This window comes from Streptomyces sp. NPDC043738, from assembly GCF_056436545.1.
On sequence record NZ_JBWKCJ010000005.1, the window covers coordinates 59,394 to 80,271 of the forward strand.

General features: G+C 70.7%; 23 protein-coding genes. 3 read left to right on the forward strand and 20 right to left on the reverse strand.

All coding sequences use genetic code 11. The features are described from left to right. Positions 1 to 210: 210 nt before the first annotated feature. Together rlmN and AC0680_RS09395 are read right to left on the reverse strand one after the other, a co-directional pair. Entirely contained in the window at positions 211 to 1,317 is a 1,107-nt protein-coding gene (rlmN, locus tag AC0680_RS09390; protein WP_478626294.1) for a dual-specificity RNA methyltransferase RlmN, read from the reverse strand. 40 nt (positions 1,318 to 1,357) lie between these two features. After that, positions 1,358 to 1,981 (reverse strand): TetR/AcrR family transcriptional regulator, encoded by a 624-nt coding sequence (locus tag AC0680_RS09395; protein ID WP_478626296.1) that lies wholly within the window; start codon positions 1,979 to 1,981, stop codon positions 1,358 to 1,360. A 68-nt stretch (positions 1,982 to 2,049) separates the two neighbouring features. On the opposite strand from AC0680_RS09395, the gene AC0680_RS09400 reads away from it, so the two are divergent. Next, a complete protein-coding gene (locus tag AC0680_RS09400; RefSeq protein WP_478626298.1) occupies positions 2,050 to 2,277 on the forward strand; it encodes a hypothetical protein in 228 nt (75 codons plus the stop codon). Then, entirely contained in the window at positions 2,274 to 2,510 is a 237-nt protein-coding gene (locus AC0680_RS09405) for a hypothetical protein (protein WP_478626299.1), read from the forward strand. The genes AC0680_RS09400 and AC0680_RS09405 overlap by 4 nt, the downstream gene beginning before the upstream one ends. A gap of 307 nt (positions 2,511 to 2,817) precedes the next feature. Here AC0680_RS09405 and AC0680_RS09410 read toward each other — a convergent pair whose 3' ends face one another. The 5 genes from AC0680_RS09410 to rpsB all read right to left on the reverse strand — a co-directional run bounded on the left by AC0680_RS09410 (position 2,818) and on the right by rpsB (position 7,464). Further along, positions 2,818 to 3,993, reverse strand: a complete 1,176-nt coding sequence (locus tag AC0680_RS09410; RefSeq protein WP_478626300.1) for a phosphatidate cytidylyltransferase — start codon at positions 3,991 to 3,993, stop codon at positions 2,818 to 2,820. Next, complete coding sequence (gene frr, locus AC0680_RS09415; RefSeq protein WP_384433580.1) at positions 3,993 to 4,550, reverse strand: ribosome recycling factor; 558 nt, start codon at positions 4,548 to 4,550, stop codon at positions 3,993 to 3,995. The genes AC0680_RS09410 and frr overlap by 1 nt, the downstream gene beginning before the upstream one ends. Before the next feature lie 176 nt (positions 4,551 to 4,726). Further along, the gene (gene pyrH / locus AC0680_RS09420; protein WP_384433583.1) at positions 4,727 to 5,497 is read right to left on the reverse strand and encodes a UMP kinase; all 771 of its coding nucleotides are present in this window, start codon (positions 5,495 to 5,497) and stop codon (positions 4,727 to 4,729) included. Positions 5,498 to 5,659: 162 nt separating this feature from the next. Further along, a complete protein-coding gene (gene tsf, locus AC0680_RS09425) occupies positions 5,660 to 6,496 on the reverse strand; it encodes a translation elongation factor Ts (protein ID WP_478626303.1) in 837 nt (278 codons plus the stop codon). Positions 6,497 to 6,600: 104 nt separating this feature from the next. After that, positions 6,601 to 7,464 (reverse strand): 30S ribosomal protein S2, encoded by an 864-nt coding sequence (gene rpsB, locus AC0680_RS09430; protein WP_384488661.1) that lies wholly within the window; start codon positions 7,462 to 7,464, stop codon positions 6,601 to 6,603. 887 nt (positions 7,465 to 8,351) lie between these two features. On the opposite strand from rpsB, the gene AC0680_RS09435 reads away from it, so the two are divergent. Next, positions 8,352 to 9,440: a murein hydrolase activator EnvC family protein gene (locus AC0680_RS09435; protein WP_478626306.1), complete on the forward strand. Its 1,089-nt coding sequence runs from the start codon at positions 8,352 to 8,354 to the stop codon at positions 9,438 to 9,440. A gap of 329 nt (positions 9,441 to 9,769) precedes the next feature. Here AC0680_RS09435 and AC0680_RS09440 read toward each other — a convergent pair whose 3' ends face one another. The 13 genes from AC0680_RS09440 to rplS all read right to left on the reverse strand — a co-directional run bounded on the left by AC0680_RS09440 (position 9,770) and on the right by rplS (position 20,784). Next, positions 9,770 to 10,057, reverse strand: coding sequence for a hypothetical protein (locus AC0680_RS09440; RefSeq protein ID WP_478626308.1), 288 nt, complete (start codon positions 10,055 to 10,057; stop codon positions 9,770 to 9,772). 118 nt (positions 10,058 to 10,175) lie between these two features. Next, positions 10,176 to 10,736, reverse strand: a complete 561-nt coding sequence (locus tag AC0680_RS09445; protein WP_478626692.1) for a TetR/AcrR family transcriptional regulator — start codon at positions 10,734 to 10,736, stop codon at positions 10,176 to 10,178. Positions 10,737 to 10,868: 132 nt separating this feature from the next. Continuing rightward, entirely contained in the window at positions 10,869 to 11,705 is an 837-nt protein-coding gene (gene whiG / locus AC0680_RS09450) for an RNA polymerase sigma factor WhiG (protein WP_478626309.1), read from the reverse strand. A gap of 362 nt (positions 11,706 to 12,067) precedes the next feature. Beyond that, complete coding sequence (dprA, locus tag AC0680_RS09455; RefSeq protein ID WP_478626695.1) at positions 12,068 to 13,258, reverse strand: DNA-processing protein DprA; 1,191 nt, start codon at positions 13,256 to 13,258, stop codon at positions 12,068 to 12,070. Between the two features lie 141 nt (positions 13,259 to 13,399). Then, positions 13,400 to 15,088 carry a YifB family Mg chelatase-like AAA ATPase gene (locus AC0680_RS09460; RefSeq protein ID WP_478626311.1) on the reverse strand — a complete coding sequence of 563 codons (1,689 nt, stop codon included), beginning with the start codon at positions 15,086 to 15,088 and terminating at the stop codon, positions 13,400 to 13,402. Then, complete coding sequence (locus AC0680_RS09465; RefSeq protein ID WP_478626698.1) at positions 15,089 to 15,445, reverse strand: YraN family protein; 357 nt, start codon at positions 15,443 to 15,445, stop codon at positions 15,089 to 15,091. 439 nt (positions 15,446 to 15,884) lie between these two features. Beyond that, positions 15,885 to 16,193, reverse strand: a complete 309-nt coding sequence (locus AC0680_RS09470) for a DUF2469 domain-containing protein (RefSeq protein ID WP_003980220.1) — start codon at positions 16,191 to 16,193, stop codon at positions 15,885 to 15,887. Between the two features lie 38 nt (positions 16,194 to 16,231). After that, complete coding sequence (locus AC0680_RS09475) at positions 16,232 to 16,783, reverse strand: NUDIX hydrolase (protein WP_478626313.1); 552 nt, start codon at positions 16,781 to 16,783, stop codon at positions 16,232 to 16,234. Beyond that, positions 16,776 to 17,504 carry a signal peptidase I gene (lepB, locus tag AC0680_RS09480; RefSeq protein ID WP_478626315.1) on the reverse strand — a complete coding sequence of 243 codons (729 nt, stop codon included), beginning with the start codon at positions 17,502 to 17,504 and terminating at the stop codon, positions 16,776 to 16,778. The genes AC0680_RS09475 and lepB (AC0680_RS09480) overlap by 8 nt, the downstream gene beginning before the upstream one ends. A gap of 51 nt (positions 17,505 to 17,555) precedes the next feature. After that, on the reverse strand, positions 17,556 to 18,329 hold the full coding sequence (lepB, locus tag AC0680_RS09485) for a signal peptidase I (RefSeq protein WP_478626701.1): 774 nt from the start codon (positions 18,327 to 18,329) through the stop codon (positions 17,556 to 17,558). 148 nt (positions 18,330 to 18,477) lie between these two features. Beyond that, positions 18,478 to 19,584: a signal peptidase I gene (gene lepB / locus AC0680_RS09490; RefSeq protein WP_478626316.1), complete on the reverse strand. Its 1,107-nt coding sequence runs from the start codon at positions 19,582 to 19,584 to the stop codon at positions 18,478 to 18,480. After that, entirely contained in the window at positions 19,577 to 20,341 is a 765-nt protein-coding gene (gene lepB, locus AC0680_RS09495; RefSeq protein WP_478626318.1) for a signal peptidase I, read from the reverse strand. The genes lepB (AC0680_RS09490) and lepB (AC0680_RS09495) overlap by 8 nt, the downstream gene beginning before the upstream one ends. Positions 20,342 to 20,436: 95 nt before the next feature. Continuing rightward, a complete protein-coding gene (rplS, locus tag AC0680_RS09500; protein WP_384433622.1) occupies positions 20,437 to 20,784 on the reverse strand; it encodes a 50S ribosomal protein L19 in 348 nt (115 codons plus the stop codon). Between the last annotated feature and the right edge of the window lie 94 nt (positions 20,785 to 20,878).

Genomic DNA, 20,878 nt, shown 5'->3' on the forward strand with positions numbered 1-20,878 from the left:
GCGGCTCGCGGCGTCCGAAGACGTGCGCGAGGAGACATCCGGGCAGGGCGCAACAGCATGAGTGACGACCGAACTTCCTACCCGGAATGACCCGGGCGAGGTTCAAGGGTCTGCGGGCACCGTAGGACTACGACGCTTCCGCACTCTCAGCGCTGTGGCGCTCCCCTGTCGGAATGTGCATTTGTTCGACGACACCGTACCAGCGAGCGCTCAGCGCTCCGAGGCGGCGAGCTGCCCGCAGGCCCCGTCGATCTCCTGGCCGCGGGTGTCGCGGACGGTCACCGGCACGCCGTGCGCCTCGATGGCCTGGACGAACGCCCGCTCGTCCTCGGGGCGCGAGGCGGTCCACTTCGAGCCGGGCGTCGGGTTCAGCGGAATCAGGTTCACATGGACCCGCTTGCCCTTGAGCAGCCGTCCCAGCAGGTCACCGCGCCATGCCTGGTCGTTGATGTCCCGGATCAGGGCGTACTCGATCGAGATGCGCCGCCCGGACTTCTCCGCGTACTCCCAGGCCGCGTCGAGCACCTCACGCACCTTCCAGCGCGTGTTGACGGGGACGAGCGTGTCGCGCAGCTCGTCGTCCGGCGCGTGCAGCGACACCGCGAGCCGGCACTTGAAGCCCTCGTCGACGAACCGGAGCATCGCCGGGACCAGGCCGACCGTGGAGACCGTGATCCCGCGCTGGGACAGGCCCAGGCCGTCCGGCTCGGGGTCGGTCAGCCGCCGGATGGCGCCGACCACCCGGTTGTAGTTGGCGAGCGGTTCGCCCATCCCCATGAAGACGATGTTGGACAGCCGTGCCGGTCCGCCCGGCACCTCGCCGTCGCGCAGCGCGCGCATCCCGTCCACGATCTGGTGCACGATCTCGGCGGTGGACAGGTTGCGGTCCAGCCCCGCCTGGCCCGTGGCGCAGAACGGGCAGTTCATGCCGCAGCCGGCCTGCGAGGAGATGCACATGGTGACCCGGTCCGGGTAGCGCATCAGCACTGACTCGACGAGCGTGCCGTCGTGCAGCTTCCACAGGGTCTTGCGGGTGGTGTCGTTGTCGCAGGAGATGTGCCGTACGACGTTCATCAGGTCCGGCAGCAGCTCGCTCGCCAGCTTCTCGCGCGCCGCCGCCGGGATGTCGGTCCACTGCGCCGGGTCGTGCGCGTAGCGGGCGAAGTAGTGCTGCGACAGCTGCTTGGCGCGAAACGGCTTCTCGCCGATCGCGGCCACCGCTTCACGGCGCTCGACGGGGCTGAGATCGGCAAGGTGCCGAGGGGGCTTCTTGGCCCCGCGCGGCGCGACGAAAGTGAGTTCTCCGGGTGCAGGCATGGTGCGTCCAGTGTCGCAGATCGTCCAGGTCGGCCAGGAACTAGCCGGTGCGGGACAGATCCTGCAGGTGAGCGGCGAGTACCTGGCGGCAACGCTGCCCGTCGAGGATGCCGGGGTGGTGTACGGCGCTGAGGGAGAGGCCGTCCAGGAGGGACGCCAGGCGCTCGGTCTCGATTTCGAGGTCGCATCCGGGGCGCAGGGTGCCGGACTCGTCGAGCCGGGCAAGGACGCGGTGCGTCAGCTTCCTGGTGCCGGCGGCGGCCTGGTGCGCGAGGTCCTGGAAGGCCGGATGGGTGCGGGCCGCGGCGTTGAAGTCGAGGAAGACGGTGACCTCCGCGCGGCGGCGTTCGTCGAGCGGCAGCAGCTCGGCCAGGAGGTCGGTGACCAGGTGGAGCCGTTCGGCACGCGGGTACCGGCTCAGCTCTCCGATGCGCTCGACGTGCTGGAGCAGCCGTTCGGAGAGGGCGTCGAGCATCGACTGCATCGCGAAGTCCATCAGCTCCTGCTGGCTGGCGAAGTAGTGGCGCAGCGAGCCGATGTTGAGTGCGGCCTCGTCGGCGACGGCGCGCAGTGAGGTGCGCTGCAGGCCGTCCCGAACGACGACTCGGTACAGGGCGGCGACGACCTCGCGGCGGCGGGCGTCCGGATCCACGACCTTCGGCATGGAGCCTTTGTATCACGACCGTGATACATTGTTTTTTATCACAAGCGTGATACAAAACGGGAGGACTCGTGGAGCGGTATCTCGACCTCATGCTCGTCAGGTTCGGCGTCATCGCGGGTGGCCTGGTGGTGCTGGCCCTGGTGGTCTTCGCCGTGGCCGTGGCGCTGAAGCGCAGGGGCAGGCTCGATCAGGCCCGCCGGTACGCGGACCCCGCCCTGCGCGCGGCGCTGCGGGCCGCCGTCCGTCGCCTGGAGGACGGCCCCGCCCGTACCCGGCAGCGGGACGGGCGACGGTGAACGGCCTCGCCCTCGACGCGTCCGATCTCGCCCACCATCTGCTGCTGGACTACGCGGCCAAGGCCCTCATCGTCGTCGTGGCGCTGATCGTCCTGGCGGTCGGGATGGCGGTGATCTGGCGACGGGCGGGCCGTGGCGCGGACGACGCGGGACGCCGGGACACCGGCGGCGGGGGACGGAGGACCGTGCGGGAGGAATCAAGCCAGGGTGGTGCGGGGCGCCGGGAGCTGTGAGTGACGGACTGGCGGCCGGGCCCGGAGCCATGGGGGGGGAAGGCGACGGGCTGGAGGAAGGCGACCGGGCTGGGGGGGACGGCGACGGGCTGAACGGGCCAGAACCAGGGGACGTGAGCGACGGACCGACGGGCCGGGAGTCATGATGTGCGGCCTGACCGGGCCGGCGCCCGCGGCAGCCGCCCGCCGCCGCCCGGCGCCCCCGCCCCGTACACCACCCAGCAGCCAAAAGCCCCCCACCAGCGGAAATCCGCTGGCAGGGGGCTTTCGCGTCACCTGCGGGGCCGCACGGCCCGGGGTGTCGGGCTCAGCCCGATCCCACGAAGACCACGAACAGCAGCCAGACGACCGGGGCGGTCGGCAGCAGCGAGTCGAGACGGTCCATGATCCCGCCGTGGCCCGGGAGCAGGGTGCCCATGTCCTTGATTCCCAGGTCCCGCTTGATCATGGATTCGCCGAGGTCGCCGAGGGTGGCGCTGGCCGCGACCGCGAGGCCGAGCAGCAGGCCCTGCCACCAGGCGCCGTGCTGGATGAGGAACTCCATGCACAGCGCGCCGGCCACCATCGCGAAGAGCACCGCGCCGACGAGCCCCTCACGGGTCTTGCCGGGGCTGATCCGGGGTGCGAGCTTGCGCTTGCCGAACCGCCAGCCGACCGCGTAGGCACCGGTGTCGCTGACGACCGTCAGCAGCAGGAACGTCAGCACCCGCTGCGGTCCGTCGGCCTCGGCGGCGAGCATCAGCGCGACGAACGTCGCGAGGAAGGGCACGTAGAACGCCGCGAACACGCCGGCGGTGACGTCCCGCAGGTAGTTCTCCGGCGCCTCGGTCATGCGCCACACCAGGACGGCCAGCGCGGTGAGTGCCATCGCCACCCACGCGCCCTCGGCACCGCGCACGTATCCGGCGACCACCATGGCGGTGCCGCCGACCGCGAGCGGCACCAGCGGCACCTTGATGTCCTTGCGCTCCGCCAGCCGCGAGGTCAGTTCCCACAGCCCCACGACGACGGCGATCGCGATCACGCCGATGAAGACGGGCTTGTAGACGAAGAGCGAAGCGACGATCACCGCACCGAGACCGACGCCGACCCCTATCGCGGCACGCAGATTGCGCCCCGCGCTCTTCTTCTTCGGCCGCTCCGAGTCCGGCGCGCGGTCGGACCCGGAGGAATCGGGGAAAGCAGTGGGCATGGGCTCCTGCGGCTTTTCGTCGCGGAACAGGGGGCCACTCAGTCGAGCAGCCCCCCGGTCGTCCGGGTGGTCCCGGTTATCCCGGATGTCCCGTCGTTCCCGGTCGTCGTCCTGGTGGCCGCCTGGCTCGGGCACGATGGGCATGGGCCGAGTCTGCGCCGCGTCGCCCCAGTCGTGCACGGGACCCGCCGAGACGGGGGGCGCCACCCCGCGAAGCGAGGAGGCCGGTCCGTTGTCGGGCGGTCCCCATCGACCGGCGCCGGGCGGGGCTCCCCAGGATGACTCGTTCATCAGACCTCGAGGAGCTCGGATTCCTTGTGCTTGAGCAGCTCGTCCACCTGCGCGACGTACTTCGCGGTGGTGTCGTCGAGCTCCTTCTCGGCGCGGCGCACCTCGTCCTCGCCGCTCTCCTTGTCCTTCACGAGCTTGTCCAGGGCTTCCTTGGACTTGCGGCGGACGCTGCGGATCGAGATCTTCGCGTCCTCGCCCTTGTTCTTGGCGACCTTGATGAACTCCTTGCGGCGCTCCTCGGTCAGCTCCGGGAAGGTCACCCGGATGATGCTGCCGTCGTTGCTCGGGTTGACGCCGAGGTCGGAGTCCCGGATGGCCTGCTCGATGTTGCGCAGCGCGCTCTTGTCGAACGGGGTGACCACGGCCATCCGCGGTTCGGGAACCGAGAACGACGCCAGCTGGTTGATCGGCGTCATCGCACCGTAGTAGTCCGCCACGATCTTGTTGAACATCGCCGGGTGCGCACGCCCGGTGCGGATCGCGGCGAAGTCCTCCTTGGCGACCACGACGGCCTTCTCCATCTTCTCCTCGGCCTCGAGGAGGATCTCTTCGATCACCACTTGCTCCTGGTCTTTTCGGTAAGAAGCAGAGCCTCGCCCCTGCCGCGCGTCTTCTCCTGCACGGTGTCCGACCGGCAGGCGGTTGTCCATCCCCGTACCGAGGGTTGTGTCCCGGCCGGGAGTTGCCGCCCGTACAGGCCGATGCCCGTACGGAATCGCGGCAGTTGGGGCCGTCAGGCCCGGGTGTCCTGATCGCTGACGAGCGTGCCGATCTTCTCACCCTTCACCGCGCGCGCGATGTTGCCCTCGGCGAGCAGTTCGAACACGAGGATCGGGAGTTTGTTGTCCCGGCACAGCGTGATGGCCGTGGCATCGGCGACCTTCAGGTCGCGGGTGATGACCTCACCGTATTCGAGGGCGTCGAACTTGACCGCGTCCGGGTTCTTCTTGGGGTCGGAGTCGTAGACCCCGTCGACCCCGTTCTTGCCCATCAGCATGGCCTCGGCGTCGATCTCCAGGGCGCGCTGGGCGGCGGTGGTGTCGGTGGAGAAGTACGGCATGCCCATACCGGCGCCGAAGATGACGACCCGGCCCTTCTCCAGGTGGCGCACCGCGCGCAGCGGAATGTACGGCTCCGCGACCTGGCCCATGGTGATGGCCGTCTGGACGCGGGAGTCGATGCCCTCCTTCTCCAGGAAGTCCTGGAGGGCCAGACAGTTCATGACCGTGCCGAGCATGCCCATGTAGTCGGAGCGGGCCCGGTCCATGCCGCGCTGCTGGAGTTCGGCGCCGCGGAAGAAGTTGCCGCCGCCGATCACGATGGCGATCTCGTAGCCGTCGCGTACCACGGCGGCGATCTCGCGGGCCATCGCGTGCACGATATCGGGGTCGACGCCCAGTCCGCCGCCGCCGGCGAACGCCTCGCCCGACAGCTTCAGCAGGAAGCGTCGCCTGCCACCGTTACCGGCATGGTCTGTGTGCGCGCCGTCGGCACCGTGATTCATTGAGCTCTCCTCGTGCACATACGAAGAAGGCCATTGCCGTGGGTCTGGTCCAGATCCCTCTGCGGCAATGGCCTCCTCGTCACATCTGCGGTCGGCCGTTGAGCGGCCGACTGCGTACGACCCTAGCGGGGTCGTAGGTCATTCGCTGCCTTCGCGGCAGGCTCAGATGCCGACCTTGATGCGCGAGAAGCGCTTCAGGGTGACACCGGCCTCCTGGAGGACCTTCTCGACGGACTTCTTGTTGTCGAGCGCGTACGGCTGGCCGAGCAGCGTCGCGTCCTTGAAGAAGCCGTTGAGGCGACCCTCGACGATCTTCGGCAGGGCAGCCTCGGGCTTGCCCTCCGCGCGGGTGGTCTCCTCGGCGACGCGGCGCTCGGCCTCGACGACCTCGGCCGGGACGTCGTCCTTGGAGAGGTACTTCGGGGCGAACGCGGCGATGTGCTGCGCGACACCCTTGGCGACCTCGGCGTTCTCCTTGTCGAGCTCGACGAGGACACCGATCTGCGGCGGCAGGTCGGGCATGGTGCGGTGCATGTACGCCGACACGTAGCCGTCGGTGAACTGCGCGAAGCGGTCCAGGACGATCTTCTCGCCCAGGTTGGCGTTGGCCTCGTCGACGAACGCCTGGACGGTCTTGCCGGCCTCGATCTCGGAGGCGAGCAGGGCCTCGACGTCGGCCGGAGCGGTCTTCGCGACGTGCTCGGCGATCTGGTTGGCGACGGCCTGGAACTTCTCGCCCTTGGCGACGAAGTCCGTCTCGCACTTCAGCTCGACGATGACGCCGGAGGTGTTGTCGCCGGCGATCAGGGAGACCACGGCGCCGTTCTCGGCGGAGCGGCCCTCGCGCTTGGCGACGCCCTTCTGGCCCTTGATGCGCAGCGCCTCGACGGCCTTGTCGACGTTGCCCTCGGCCTCGTCCAGGGCCTTCTTGCAGTCCATCATGCCTGCGCCGGTGAGCTCACGGAGCTTCTTGACGTCGGCGGCGGTGTAGTTCGCCATGGTCTGTGAATCTCTTCTCGAAGTCTCGAATCGAAAGATCTACGGGTGAACGGCGGGGGCGGCGCTTGTGGCGCCCTCCCCCGCCGTCATCATCCGGTCCGGAGTCAGGCCTGCTCGGCGTCCGCGGCCGGCTTCTCGGCCTCGGCGGCGGCCGGGGCCTCGGCGGCGGGCTCGGCGTCGGCCTTCTTCTCACCCTCGAGCAGGTCGCGCTCCCACTCGGCCAGCGGCTCGGCGGCAGCAGCCTTCTCGCCGGGCTTCTGGTCGCCGGTGGCGGCACCGGAGCGGGCGATGAGGCCCTCGGCGACGGCGTCGGCGATCACGCGGGTGAGCAGGGTGACGGAGCGGATCGCGTCGTCGTTGCCCGGGATCTTGTAGTCGACCTCGTCCGGGTCGCAGTTGGTGTCGAGGATCGCGACGACCGGGATGTTGAGCTTGCGCGCCTCACCAACGGCGATGTGCTCCTTCTTGGTGTCCACGATCCAGACGGCGCTGGGCACCTTCTGCATCTCGCGGATACCGCCCAGGGTCTTCTCCAGCTTGGCCTTCTCGCGGGAGAGAACCAGGAGCTCCTTCTTGGTGAGGCCGGAGGCGGCCACATCCTCGAAGTCGATCTGCTCGAGCTCCTTCAGGCGCTGCAGGCGCTTGTAGACGGTCGAGAAGTTGGTCAGCATGCCGCCGAGCCAGCGCTGGTTCACGTAGGGCATGCCCACGCGGGTCGCCTGCTCGGCAATGGCCTCCTGGGCCTGCTTCTTCGTGCCGACGAACATGACGGAGCCGCCGTGGGCGACGGTCTCCTTGACGAACTCGTAGGCGCGGTCGATGTACGACAGCGACTGGAGCAGGTCGATGATGTAGATGCCGTTGCGCTCGGTGAAGATGAAGCGCTTCATCTTCGGGTTCCAACGGCGGGTCTGGTGCCCGAAGTGGACGCCGCTCTCCAGCAGCTCCCGCATCGTGACGACGGCCATGGCCGTACTCCTTGTTGTTCTCGGTTCCACTGCGACCGGTCGGCCGCGGTGCCTGACGCCCCGACGCGCCTGCCGGGGAAGACACCTTGCGGAGCCGTCCGAGGACCGAGGAGCGCGGCCGTCGTGCTGCCCGAAAGGGACTGGTGCACTGACGGCGGGGCGTGCGAAGTCGACCCGGTGACCCGGATCGCCACCAGAAGTGTACGGGACTGCCGATGCACCGGGCGACACGCACCATTTCGAAGCCCGAGCGAGTGAGGCCCGGCCCCCGTACGAGTGACACCGTTATCCACAACCGGCCCCTCATCCACAGATCCGAACCAAGATCCCCACGCTGCGGCGGACTGCGTCACGGTCGACCCATGCGACACGACAAGCGGCAAGACACGCGACAGGGCATGCGGCAGGACATGCGGCAGGACATCCGGCCAGACGCTCATCACGACATGCGGCGGACGTCCGGGGCGAGCGGCGGAGTCGGCGAAACCGACGGATTCAGTGGGGACGGTGAGGTCGGTGAGGTCGATGGGGCCGGGTTCGGCAGCTCAGGAAGCCGGCGCACTCTCAGCTGCCGCGATGACACCCATGGCCTCCGAGGGCTCGGCAGGCTCGGCGGGGGCACCGCGACCGGGACGGAAGGACGGCGACGGTGCGGGATCCGCAGCCGGCTACGATGCCGACCGATCCCCCCTCACCCACCTCGGTCCGTCCTCCTGCCACCGGCGCCCTTACCGCCGACACCGCCCGACGAGCGGTACGGCTACGGGCCGAGCTGCTTCTTTCCCGCCCGCGCACTGGGCGCACTCCTGGCCCCGTCCACGGCCGCACTGCTCGCCTTCCCGTCGCTGCTCCTGGGCATCCCGCTCACGCATACCGCGATTCCGGCCATGGCCGCGGCGGCGGAGCGCGGCGCGGAGCTGGTGGGGATAGGACAGGGGGCGGTGCATGGGCATCAGCGGACGACGGACGGACATCGGACGGTGGGTGGACATCGGACGGTGGGTGGGCTTCGGACGGTGGGTGGGCTTCGGACGGCCGGGGCTGCTTGGACGAGGCCCTCGGCTCGGATCGCGGAGCCGGCCACTGGGCCCGAGAAGCCGGGGCGCGCCAAGGTCGCCGTGCGGGCCGCGAGCGCGGTGCAGGAGGAGGGCCCGGGGCACGGCAACGGGGCGGCGCACGCCGAGGGGAAGAGGGGCCCCCAGGGGGCAGAAGGCACCAAGGCTGCGGCACATGGCGAGGCCGGCGAGCGGGATGAGGCCGGGGGGCCTGCGGAGCGGCCAGGTGCGGAACGAGCCTGGCCGGTGGAGGGGCCGGCGGGCATACGGCCCACGGTGGTACGTGGATGGGAACCGCCCCCCTCACCGTGGGCGGCCGGGCACCGCGGCGTGGACCTCGATTCCCCCGTCGGCACGACGGTACGGTCCGCCGCGCCCGGCAGGGTGGCGTACGCGGGAGCCGTCGCCGGCCGTGGCGTGCTGACAATCGAGGTGTCCCGCTCGGGCCGGCCTCCGCTACGCACCACGTACGAGCCGGTACGCCCCACGGTACGAAAGGGCCAGCGCGTCACCGCGGGCCAAGCGGTCGCCGTCCTGCAGCGTGGCCCGTTCCACTGCCGCGCACCGTGCCTCCACTGGGGCCTGCGCCGCGGCAAGACCTATCTGGACCCGCTGTCGCTGCTCCCCACGAGCATGCGCGGCAGTGGCCCGTCGCGCCTGCTCCCGGTCTTCGGAGTTCCGCTGCCACCGGGCGGTCGTACCGTGCCCCGCGGACCGGAGGCGCCGGAGCCAACAGCCCAGGAAGGGGGGCAGAACCCACCGGTGGTCGGCCTCACGGGAGCGGTCGTCCTCGCCGTCGCAGCGCTCTGGGCGCTCGGCCGACTCGCACCTCGGCGTTCGGCAGGGAGGGAAGGCCGTACGAGGAACGGAGCCGAGGGCGGGGCTGACACAGCCAATGCCACCGGTGGTGAGTATGAGTAATCGCGCCTGCCGGTGAGGACGGGAGGCGAGGACACCAGGCCCAGCGTCCAGGGCCCAGGGGCCACCCCCGGAGCCAGAGCCGGAGGGCCACGCCCAGAGACCAGGACCAGAAGGCTCACGCCCAGGAGCCAGGGGCAGAGGGTCAGAGGGCCAGGCACGGCTGCCAGGGCTTGGAGACCAGGGCACGGCAGGCAGAGAGCCGTGAGGCAAAGGACGGGCGGGAGGGCGAGAGGGGGAGGGAGGAGGGGGGCGGGGGGGCGGGGGGCGGGGCCCCGAGGGGGGAGCCCCCAGACCGTGCCCGTCACATCAGGGCGGTCCCAGACACAAGATCAACCACCGTGCCGCTCCTCGGCAGGAGCGGCCTCGGTGTTCGGTACGAAGCGGCTCAACCGATAGGTGGTCGGGTGGGCCAGGCGCCCGCAGAGGGTGTCGACCCGGGTCATGGACCAGTCGATCTGCCCGTGCTCCGCCCGTAGGCGACGAACCTGGGCACGCCACTCTGACGGGTCCTGGGTCTCGACGACCACTTCCCAGCGTCCCGCGTCAGCGCTGAAGCGGGCGGAATCCCGCTGTCCGGCCTCCAGCTGCCGCCGTTTCCGCTTCGTCTGTCCCGGCATGGGCCCAGCCTCGCGGCCCGCTGTCACCGCGGCAAGATCTTTCCTCGGGCCACGCCCCGCGACGCTGCACGGCGGTGAGGGTGAGGCCCGGGGGCCAGGACGGCCCCGGCCTCCCGGATCAGGTGTGGGCGACGCCGTGGAGGGCCATGGAGACGGCTGCCTCGGTGATCTCGTTCGGGTCTTCCGCGGCGCCCAGCTCGATGCGGCGGACCGCTGCGTCCACGACGCCCTGCAGGAGCATCGCCGCGAGTCGCGGTTGTTCGTGGCCGAGGTTGGCGAGCGCTTCGACGATCATGGCGATGAGCCCGCCGTGTGCGGCGCGGATCTTCTCGCGTGCGCCCGCGTCCAGCTCGCCCGCCGAGATGGCGACGACGGCTCGGTGGCGCCGGTCGCCGACCAGCGCCAGCTGCCGGCGCACATACGCCTCGATCTTCTCCTCGGGCGTGTCGACGCGCTGCATGGCCGCTTCGACCTCGGCGGCCCATACGGGGAAGTCGACCGCACACAGCTCTTCGACGACGGCCGCGCGCGAGCGGAAGTACTCGTACACGGAGGAGCGCGCGAGTCCCGTGCGCTCGGCGAGGGCGGGGAAGGTCAGCGCTTCCGTTCCGCCTTCGGACAGCAGGGAGCGGGCGGCGTCCAAGAGGGCGCCGCGCTGCATGGTCCGGTGCTCGGCCACAGAGGCCGCTCGAATCCTGGGCACGTCACCACTCTACGGATGGCACGCCCGCCGCGGCACTCCGCCCGGCGACACGGCTCGGGAAGACCGCTCGGAACGGCGGCTGGGGAAGGCGTGGCCCCGCGAGCTGACTCACCGTCCGACGTCGGCGAGCTTCGCCCTGAGCTGCAGCACGGACTTGGTGTGGATCTGGCTGACCCTGCTCTCCGTGACGCCGAGGACGTTGCCGATCTCGGCGAGCGTGAGTCCCTCGTAGTAGTAGAGCGTGACCACGGTCTTCTCACGTTCGGGGAGGGTGTTGATGGCCCGAGCCAGCAGCCGGCGCAGCTCGCGGTCCTCGGCGATCTCGACCGGGTTCTCGGCGGCCGTGTCCTCGAGGGTGTCCATCAGGCTGAGCCGTTCGCCGCCCTCGCCGCCGACGTGCAGCAGCTCTTCCAGCGCGACCACGTTCGCCAGGGACAGCTGGCTGAACACGCTGTGGAGTTCCTCCAGCGCGATGCCCATCTCGTCGGCGACCTCCGCCTCGGACGGGGTGCGGCGCAGCTGTGCTTCGAGGGTGGCGTAGGCACGTTCGACGGCGCGGGCCTTTTGGCGTACGGAGCGTGGGATCCAGTCCAGCGCGCGCAGCTCGTCGATCATCGCGCCGCGGATGCGGGTGATGGCGTAGGTCTCGAACTTGATGGAGCGTTCGGGGTCGAATTTCTCGATGGCGTCGATCAGCCCGAAGACTCCGGAGGAGACGAAGTCGGCCTGCTCGACGTTGGGAGGCAGGCCGACGCTGACGCGGCCGGCGACGTACTTGACCAGCGGGGAGTAGTGCAGGATCAGCTGCTCCCGCAGTCGCCCGTCGCCAGATGCCTTGTAGGAGCGCCACAGGTCGTCGAGCGAGCTGGGTGGGGCGGGGCGCACGCTGCCGCGTGCGGCGGGTGGTACTGCCGCACGATCAGACCCGGAGGTGTGCTGGGGCATTCGTCGCCTTGAGCCGTTCTGCCGAGACGCGGGTGGATGGATGCATGAGGGTTGAATTTGCCTGTGAGCGTAGCGTGACCGGAGTGTCGCGGTACGCGAGGAAGCCAGGTTCGGGGGTGCGCAGATACGTTCCGCTGCCCGCACCTCAGGGTTACCTCGTACGGCGTGTCGACACCCGGATACGGTGCCGGGTGCACGCGTTCGGGGGGTCGTGCGGACGGGCGCGGTGACGCGGCGCGCGGGAGCCCGGGGCCGCGTGGGGCCACATGGGGGTGACCCCACGGGGCGGACTCATACGCCGAAGCATGGCAAACCTGGATTCTGCGGTCATTCCCCTCACCCTTTCACCCGTTCGCCCCAGGTCAAGTACCGCCTCGCCGGGAACCGTCGGTCGTCTCGGCGCGTCGCGTCAACTCCCAGCGGTCGCCGCACCTTTGCACGAATCCCAGGGACTGCAGCTCGAGGAGTTTTCCGTGGGCGACGTCGCGGGGAATGCCCGCTTCCCGGGCGAGGTGGTCGGCGTCCGCGCTGCCGCGGGCCGGCAGCGCCTCCCACAGGCGGGCCGCGACCGGGTCCAGGAGGTCGCGGACGAGTGTCGGCCCGCGCCTTTCGGGGGCGAGGTCGCCGATGGCGCCGACGAGTTCGATGACCTCGTCGGCGTCGGTGACCACCGTGGCCTCGCCGCGCAGGAGTTGGTGGACGCCGGCGGACAGGCCGCTGGTGACGGGCCCCGGCATGCCCATGGTGAACCGTCCGAGGCTGGTCGCCCGCCGGGCGGTGACCAGTGAGCCGCTGCGGAGTTCGGCCTCCACGACGACGGTGCCTCTGGTCAGTGCGGCGATCACCCTGTTGCGTTGGATGAAGCGGCTGCGGGTGGGGTGGTCGCCGGGCGGTAACTCGGCGACCACCAGGCCCTGTTCGATGATCCGTCCGATCAACTCGGTGTGGCCGCGCGGGTAGATGTGGTCGATGCCGGAGGCGAGTACGGCGACGGTGGCGCCGTCCGCGGCCAACGCACCACGATGGGCTGCGCCGTCGATGCCGTAGGCGGCTCCGGAGACCACGGTCCAGCCGCGGTCGGCGAGTCCGGCGCTGAGGGCTGTGGCCAGGTGGGCGCCGTATTCGGTACAGGCTCGTGCGCCGACGACGGCCACGGAGCGCAGCGCCCACATCCGGAGGTTGGTTCTCCCGCGCACCCACAGGCCGATGGGGCGGGCGTCTCCGAGGTCGTCCAGCTGCCCGGGCCACTCCTCGTCGTTGGGGCAGATGAAGCGGCCGCCGAGTGCGGTGACCTCGGCGAGGTCCTCTTCGGGGCGTGCCCGGGAGGCGCGCAGCCTCAGGCCCGCGATCTTCGTCGGGCTTGCGCCTGGGGGCGGGTGGGCGTCGTCGTCGGACAGCGTCCGCCACAGGGCCACGGGGCCCATCTGCCGCAGCCAGCGGCCGGCGGTCTCGTCGCCTGGTTCGAGGATCCGGGTGAGGGCGGCGCGGGCGATGCGCTGTGGATCGTGGTCCTGGTGGGTAGCGGGGTGCCTGCCTGGGGTGGGGCGTGGCATGGCAGCCGTCGGCGGTGGGTGGTCCTGGTCCGGGGCGGTCGTCGGATCGGGCGCGCGGCTCGTGTCGTCCGCCGCGCTTTGCGGCCCGTGGGTGGCGAAGCCCCATGCGTCGATCTTGTGGTCGTCGGGTCCGTTCATGGCTCACTCCTGCTTGTCCGGCGGCCGGACGGCCGCGGTCTCCCGCTCGCCGGCACCCGCGGTTCCTCCTGTGCCACTGCCGCCACCCACGCCGACCGCCATCGGAGCCCCGCGGCGGACGCCGGTCCGCAGTTCCAGGGCCCAGTCGACGTCTTCCCGGGTCGGGCGGTCACGGCCGGCGAGGTCGGCGGCGGTCCAGGCGACGCGGAGGACGCGGTCGAGTCCGCGGGCGGTGAGCAGGCCGCATTCGAGATCGCGTTCCGCCTGGGCCAGGGCGCCGGGGTGGACCTGCCAGCGGGTTCGGAGTTCATGTCCGGGGATCTCGCTGTTGGTCCGCCAGGGGGTGCCGGTGAGGCGGGCTTCGGCGCGTTCGCGGGCCGCCCGTACGCGTTCGGCCACGGTGTCGGTGGATTCGGCGCGGCGGCCGAGCGCGATGAGTTCGGAGCGGGCAACCGGTTCCACGCAGATCCGCAGGTCCACCCGGTCCATCAGGGGCCCGGAGAGGCGGGCGCGGTAGCGGCGGACGGAGGACGGGCGGCATTCGCAGCCGCCGCCGACGGTGCCGTGCCGCCCGCAGGGGCAGGGATTGGCGGCGAGGGCGAGGAGAAACCGGGCCGGCATGCGCATCATCCCGGCGGCCCGGGCGACGACGACGTGCCCGGATTCCAGGGGCTGGCGTAAGGCGTCCAGGACGCGGGGGCTGCACTCGGCGGCCTCGTCGACGAAGAGCACGCCGTGGTGGGCGAGGGATACGGCTCCGGGGCGGGGCAGGCCGGTGCCGCCGCCCACGAGGGAGGCCATCGTCGCGGAGTGGTGCGGGGCGCAGTAGGGCGGCCGGTGGACCAGTGGCTGTCCCGGTGGAAGGGTGCCCGCTACCGAGTGGACGGCGGTGACCTCCAGGGATTCCTTGGGGCCCAGCGGTGGCAGCAGTCCTGGGAGGCGTTCGGCGAGCATGGTCTTGCCGGCGCCGGGCGGGCCTTTGAGGAAGATGTGGTGGCGTCCGGCGGCGGCCACCTCCAGTGCTCTGCGGGCACCGTGCTGGCCTGCGACATCCGCGAGGTCGGGGGTGTGCTCGCCGCGCGGCAGGCCCGCTCCGGCGCCGGTGCCGGGCACGGCCAGTCCGGCCAGTAGCGGATCGGGGCGGCCTTCTTCCGGCCGGCCTTCCTCCTCGGGCACGGGCTCGTCGGCGAGGACGGCGATCAGCTGGCGCAGGCTGCGGACGCCGAGGACGGAGATTCCGGGCACGAGTGAGGCCTCGGCGACGGTCCGTTCCGGGACGACGACCTGGCGGTATCCGGCGTCGGCGGCGGCGAGTACGGCGGGCAGCACGCCGCGTACGGGGCGGACGCGGCCGTCCAGGCCCAGTTCGCCGATCATCATCAGGTCGGTGAGTTCGCGGGGGTCGAGGCGCTCGGCGGCGCCGAGGACCGCGCAGGCCACGGCCAGGTCGAAGCCGCTGCCGCTCTTGGGTACCGAGGCCGGGCTGAGGCCGACGGTGAGCTTCTTCTGCGGCCATTCGGCGCCGGAGTTCACGACGGCGGCGCGTACTCGGTCCCTGGACTCGACCAGGCTCTTGTCGGGGAGTCCGACGAGGGTGAAGGCCGCGACGCCGGGTTCCAGGTCGGCCTGGACCTCGACGACGACGCCCTCGACCCCGACCAGGGCGACGGAGCAGGTGCGGGCGAATCCCATCTACGCCACCCCCCGTGCGTGCTGGACGACGGGGGCGCCGCGCGGCGGCAGGAGGACCCCGATGACGTCGATCCGGACGCCGCCGGGTGGTGGGCCGCCGTGCCGCTCCAGCCAGCGCTCGGCCAGCAGGCGCAGACGGGCGGTCTTCTCGGGGCGTACGGCCGCCATGGGGTGTTCGTAGCGGCCGGCGCGACGGGTTTTGACCTCGCAGACCACCAGGGCGTCGCCGTCGGAGGCGACGATGTCGATCTCGCCTTCCCGGCAGCGCCAGTTGCGGTGCAGGATCCGCATCCCGGCCTCGGTGAGCTGCCGGGCGGCCAGGTCCTCGCCGTAGCGGCCGAGTGCCCGTCTGCGGATGTCGGCGGGCTTGGTCGCCGGTGGCGTGGCGGCCGGTGGCCTGCCCGCCGCGGGCCGGCGGGCCGTACGAGACCTGTCGCGCCGCCTCCCCCGCGCCCCGTCCCGCGGTCCCCGGGCCTGCGTGTCGCTCCTGGCCAGCGTGCCGTCCCCGGCCTGTAGGCCGTACCCGGTCCGTACGTCATCCCCGGTCTGCGGGTCGCCCCCAGTCCGTACGTCGTCCCCGATCCGTGTGTCCTTCCCGGCCGTGCGGCCGGCCTGCATGGCGTTCATGCGGCACCACCTCCGGCACCGACTGTGACGCCCTCGCCACGATCTTTTGGATCTTGGTGGACAGTGAGCCGATTGTGGATAACTCGCTCACCCACACGTGTCACCCAGGGCGCGCCGTCGACCGGCGGAGGGCGCGCCACATGCCCGGCTGCCGCGGCCCGCGGCCGGCTCAGCTCCCCGGCAGGTCCAGATCGCTCTTGTTGAGCTCCTCGATGTTCACGTCCTTGAACGTCAGGACGCGCACCTGCTTGACGAAGCGGGCCGGGCGATACATATCCCAGACCCAGGCGTCAGCCATCGAGACCTCGAAGAACACCTCGCCCTGAACCGAGTGCACCTGCATCTCGTAGTCGTTGGTGAGGTAGAAACGCCGCTCGGTCTCGATCACATATTTGAACAGACCGACGACGTCGCGGTACTCCCGGTAGAGCTTCAGCTCCATCTCGGTCTCGTACTTTTCGAGGTCCTCGGCGCTCATGGCAGATCCCCTTCAGCCGTGCGTCCCCCTATTGTGCGTCAGACCCTCTCGGTCTCCAGCTGCACCGGCGCATTGGGGGGCCCTTCGTCGAGCAGCGTGCGCAGCAGCTCGGCGAGTCTGGTCGGATACACCGTCTCATGGGACGCGGACAGTTCCTCCGAAGTCCACCACCTGAGCCCCGAGACGCTGCGCCGTTCCAGGTCCGTGTGCCCGCCGGTGTCGGTGGCGGTCCGGGCGGTCCTGCCCAGGTAATACCACTCGTCCTGCTCCCAGCGCCGCCCGTCGAAGGGAAAGGCGCAATGACGCTTCCACAGGACCGGACCGAGGACGACGTCGGTGATCCCGGTCTCCTCGGCGAGTTCGCGCCGGGCGGCCGCTTCACGGCTCTCGTCGCCCTCCAGGCCGCCGCCCGGGGTGAACCACCAGGTCTCGGTGGGACGGTCCGGTTCGAAGCCGTGGAGCAGCAGGATCCGGTCGTCGGGGTCGAGCAGCACGACGCGGGAGACCTGCCGTACGCCGGCCGGGGCCGGCTTCCCGGGGACCGCGGGCCCGCTGCCCTCGGCCGGCGTCCCGGCGCCCCGCTCACCCACGCCGGCGCGCCCTGCGCCGGGCGATCGGCCCGTAGGCCGCACCGCCGAGGATGAGGACCGCGCCGGCGACCACGGAGAGGGTGATGGGCTGCAGGGGTCCGGGCTGGGAGGTGCCACCGGGGAGGGCGGAGAAACCGGCCGGGCGCTGCATCATCCCGATGCTGCCCAGGGGCCAGGCGCGGGCGTCGACCCGGGCCTGGACGGCGCTGCGCGGCACCGAGCCGTGGTCGCCGTCGGTGAGGTGGACGCGGGAGTCGAGGGAGTCGCTGCGGTGGTCGCCGAGGAGGAAGAGCTGGCCGGCGGGCACCGTGGCCTTGAAGCCGACAGGTGAGGCGGGGCCGCTGCCCTGCAGATACGGTTCCTCGATCGGGATCCCGTTGACGGTGAGCCGGCCCTGCTTGGTGCAGCAGGAGACCTTGTCACCGCCGGTGCCGACCACGCGCTTGACCATGGGCAGATCGCCCCATACGGAGTCCTCGAAGACGACGATGTCGCCGCGGCGTATCTCGGAGCCGTCCACCCGCTCGGCCATGACCCTGGCCCCGGCCGCGATCGTCGGGGACATCGAATCGGTCGGCACCGTGTAGGGGCGGTAGGTCAGCGCCCCCCATACGAAGCCGCCCAGGAACAGCACACAGCCGAGGGCCACGGCCAGACCTGACAGCACACTGCCCGTGGTCCGGCCGCGGCCGTCGGTCCTGCGTTCCGTACTGCTGCTCATCCCAGCTCCCACCCCGCGGACCGGTCCGCGTCGAAGATCCGGGACGGCACCTTACCTGGGGTTACGCTCTCCGGTCAGCCTCCGGCGGCGCCACATGACGAGCGGCACCGCGCCGGCCAGGCCCAGAGCGGCCGGGGCCGCCGCCATCGCCTTGTCGATCCCGGGCTGGTCGAAGGTGTCCGGCACCGGCAGGGTCGCCCAGCGGTTGATGGGCCAGGCGATGGTGAACGCCCGGCCGACGACCTCGTCCTCCGACACCGTGCCGTTGCCCTTGAGGTTCTGGTGGTAGCGGGAGTCGAGGGAGTCGTCACGGTGGTCGCCCATCACCCAGATCCGCCCCTCGGGGACGTGGATCGGGCCGAAGGCGCGGTCACCGCAGGGTGTGGCGCCGGGGAAGATGTACGACTCTTCCTTCAGCGCCTTGCCGTTGACCTTGACCGGTCCGCTGCCGTGGCACTCGACCGTGTCGCCGCCGACCGCGATGACCCGCTTGATCAGGTCCTTCTCCTCGGCCGAGGGCATCAGGCCGATGAAGCTGAGGACCTTCTGGACGGGGTTGGGCTCGGGCGTCGGGGTCTCGTTCAGCCAGCCGCCCGGGTCGTGGAAGACGACGACCTCGCCGCGCTGCGGCTTGGAGCCGAACCACGGCGTCAGCTTGTCGACCAGGACCCGGTCCCCGCGCTGCAGGGTGTCCTGCATCGAGTCGGACGGGATGGAGAACGCCTGCACCAGGAACGTCTTGATCAGCAGCGCCAGGAGCAGGGCGATACCGATGAGGATCGGCAGCTCTTTCCAGAAGGCGCGCGGCTTCTTGGCCTTCTTCATGCTGCCGCCCGCCTCCTCGTCCGCTGCCTGGTCCAACGTATCGGACGTCTCCGAAGTGTCCGGCTTGCCCAACGGCACCCCGCGCTGCGGCTCCGACTGTGACTGTGATCGTGACTGATGCACGGAACTCGCCGCCGGCTGCGGGGTCTCACCGCGCCTTGCCGGCTCTTCGGGCTCTTCGGTTCCGGACCGCGCGCCGACCGCCAAGTCCCCCACATCTGCTCCTTACTCCACGCACTCGCCCGCCCGTCAGCCGGTGCAGGCCCACCACTCCCATAACGAGCGGGAGTTCCGCAGGGGTCGGGAGTACGGTCAAACTCTCGGGTGACACCCTATGCGGCACATCCGCCGCGGACGCCCTGGCGCCCGGCGCGTCGCGCACGGTTGCGAAGGTGTCCGGCTCTTCGAGGCGCCGCCAGTGGCTGAACGGCCAGGCGATCACCACGGCCCGGCCCACGACGTTGTCCTCCGAGACCGTGCCACGGTACGGCTCGCTCAGGTGGAAGCGCGAATCCGCGGAGTCCGAACGGTGGTCGCCCATCACGAAGATGCGTCCGGTGGGAACGTTCACGGTGAACTTGATCTGGGAGGGCGGGTTCCCCGGATGGACGTACGGCTCGGTCAGCGGGGTGCCGTTGACGGTGACCCGGCCCTGCTTGTCGCAGCACTTGACGGTGTCGCCGCCGACCGCCACCACCCGCTTGATCAGGTCCTGCTCATCGGCCGACGGCAGCAGCCCGATGAAGGTCATGGCGTCCTTGACCGGCTGGAAGGCGCCCCCGTCGTCGGCGGGCTTGACCTGCTCCCCCTTGAGCCAGTTGCCGGGGTCCTTGAAGACGACGACGTCGCCGCGCTCCGGCTTGGAGCCGAACCAGGGGGTGAGCTTGTCGACCAGAACCCGGTCGCCGATCTTGATCGTCTGCTCCATGGAGCCCGACGGGATGACGAACGCCTGGACGAGGAAGGTCTTCAAAACGAGGGCGATGGCCAGCGCCACCCCGATGAGGATGGGGATTTCCTTGAGGTAGGAGCGCTGCCTGCGGCGTTTGATGCGCTTGGCCTGGCGCCGCCGCTCGGCCCGTCCGCCGGTGGCGGGCCGGCGTGGCTGCCGGCCGCCCTCGCCGGCCTCCTGGGGCTCGCCGGGCGCCGCCAAGTCGCCGTACCCGCCCGCGGAGTCGCTGCTGGGGCCGTCGGCTCCGCGTCCGGGCCTGGCGGTGGTCTGCCGCCCGTGACGGGGGCGTCCGCGGCTACCCATGGGAGCCTGCCGCGGGGGGTATCCGGTCGAAGGACCCTGGCGCGTCGATGGTGCGCCAGCGGCCGACCGGCCAGGTGATCAGCTCCGCGCGGCCGATGATCTTGTCGAGGGGGACCGTGCCGCCGCCCGGTTGGCCGAGGTGGTCGCGGGAGTCGCTCGACTTGGCACGGTGGTCCCCCATGACCCACAGCCTGCCCTCGGGCACCACGATGTCGAACTCCACCGAGGACGGCGCGTCCCCGGGGTGGAGGTAGCCCTCGCTCACGGGCTCACCGTTCACTTCGATCCGCCCCCGTCTGTCGCAGCAGGTCACATGGTCACCACCGATGCCGATCACGCGTTTGACGTAGTCGGTCTCGGCGGGTCGGGCCAGTCCCAGCGCCGCGCCGGCTCCGCGCACCAGCCCCGTGACGGGATTCTCCCCCTGCTCCCTGTGAACGAAAGACCCGGTGCCGTCGAACACCACCACATCGCCCCGCGCGGGCTCGCTGCCGAAACGGTACGCCAGCTTGTTGACCAGCACCCGGTCCCCGATCTGCAGGGTGTTCTCCATGGAGGAGCTGGGGATCAGAAAGGGCTGTGCGAAAGCGGCGCTGAGCAGCAGGGCGAACGCCAGGCACAGCGCGAACAGGGTGACCGGCCGATGGCGCAGGCGGGCCGCACGGGCGAGGAAACGCGCGAAGCGCGACCCCTGCTCCGACCCCTTGTCGGGGGTGGGAGAGGAGTCGCGCTCCGTGAGTTGTGCGTCGGTGTCCATCGGGGCCCGAGCCTATCCGGCCACGTCCGGACATCGGACGCGAGAGGCGCTTTGCGTTGCCCTGGCGCAAAAAATCGCGCTCCGGGCGGCGCGGCTCAGCTCTCGCGCTTCTCCTTGATCTTGGCAGCCTTGCCGCGCAGCTCACGCAGGTAGTACAGCTTGGCGCGACGGACGTCACCGCGGGTCACGACCTCGATCTTCTCGACGATCGGGGTGTGCACCGGGAAGGTGCGCTCGACGCCGACGGAGAAGCTGACCTTGCGGACCGTGAAGGTCTCGCGCACGCCGGAGCCCTGGCGGCGGATGACTACGCCCTTGAACTGCTGCACACGGGAGCGGTTGCCCTCGATGACGCGGACGTGGACGTTGACGGTGTCACCCGGGCGGAAGGCCGGGATGTCGCTGCGCAGCGACGAGGCGTCGACGGAGTCGAGAAGGTGCATGACCTACTGCTTTCTTCGTTGATGCCACAGGTCATCAACGGGATATCGGAAAGGATGTTTCGGTTGCCGTTCCGTCGGGCGGGCGTCGTTCCCC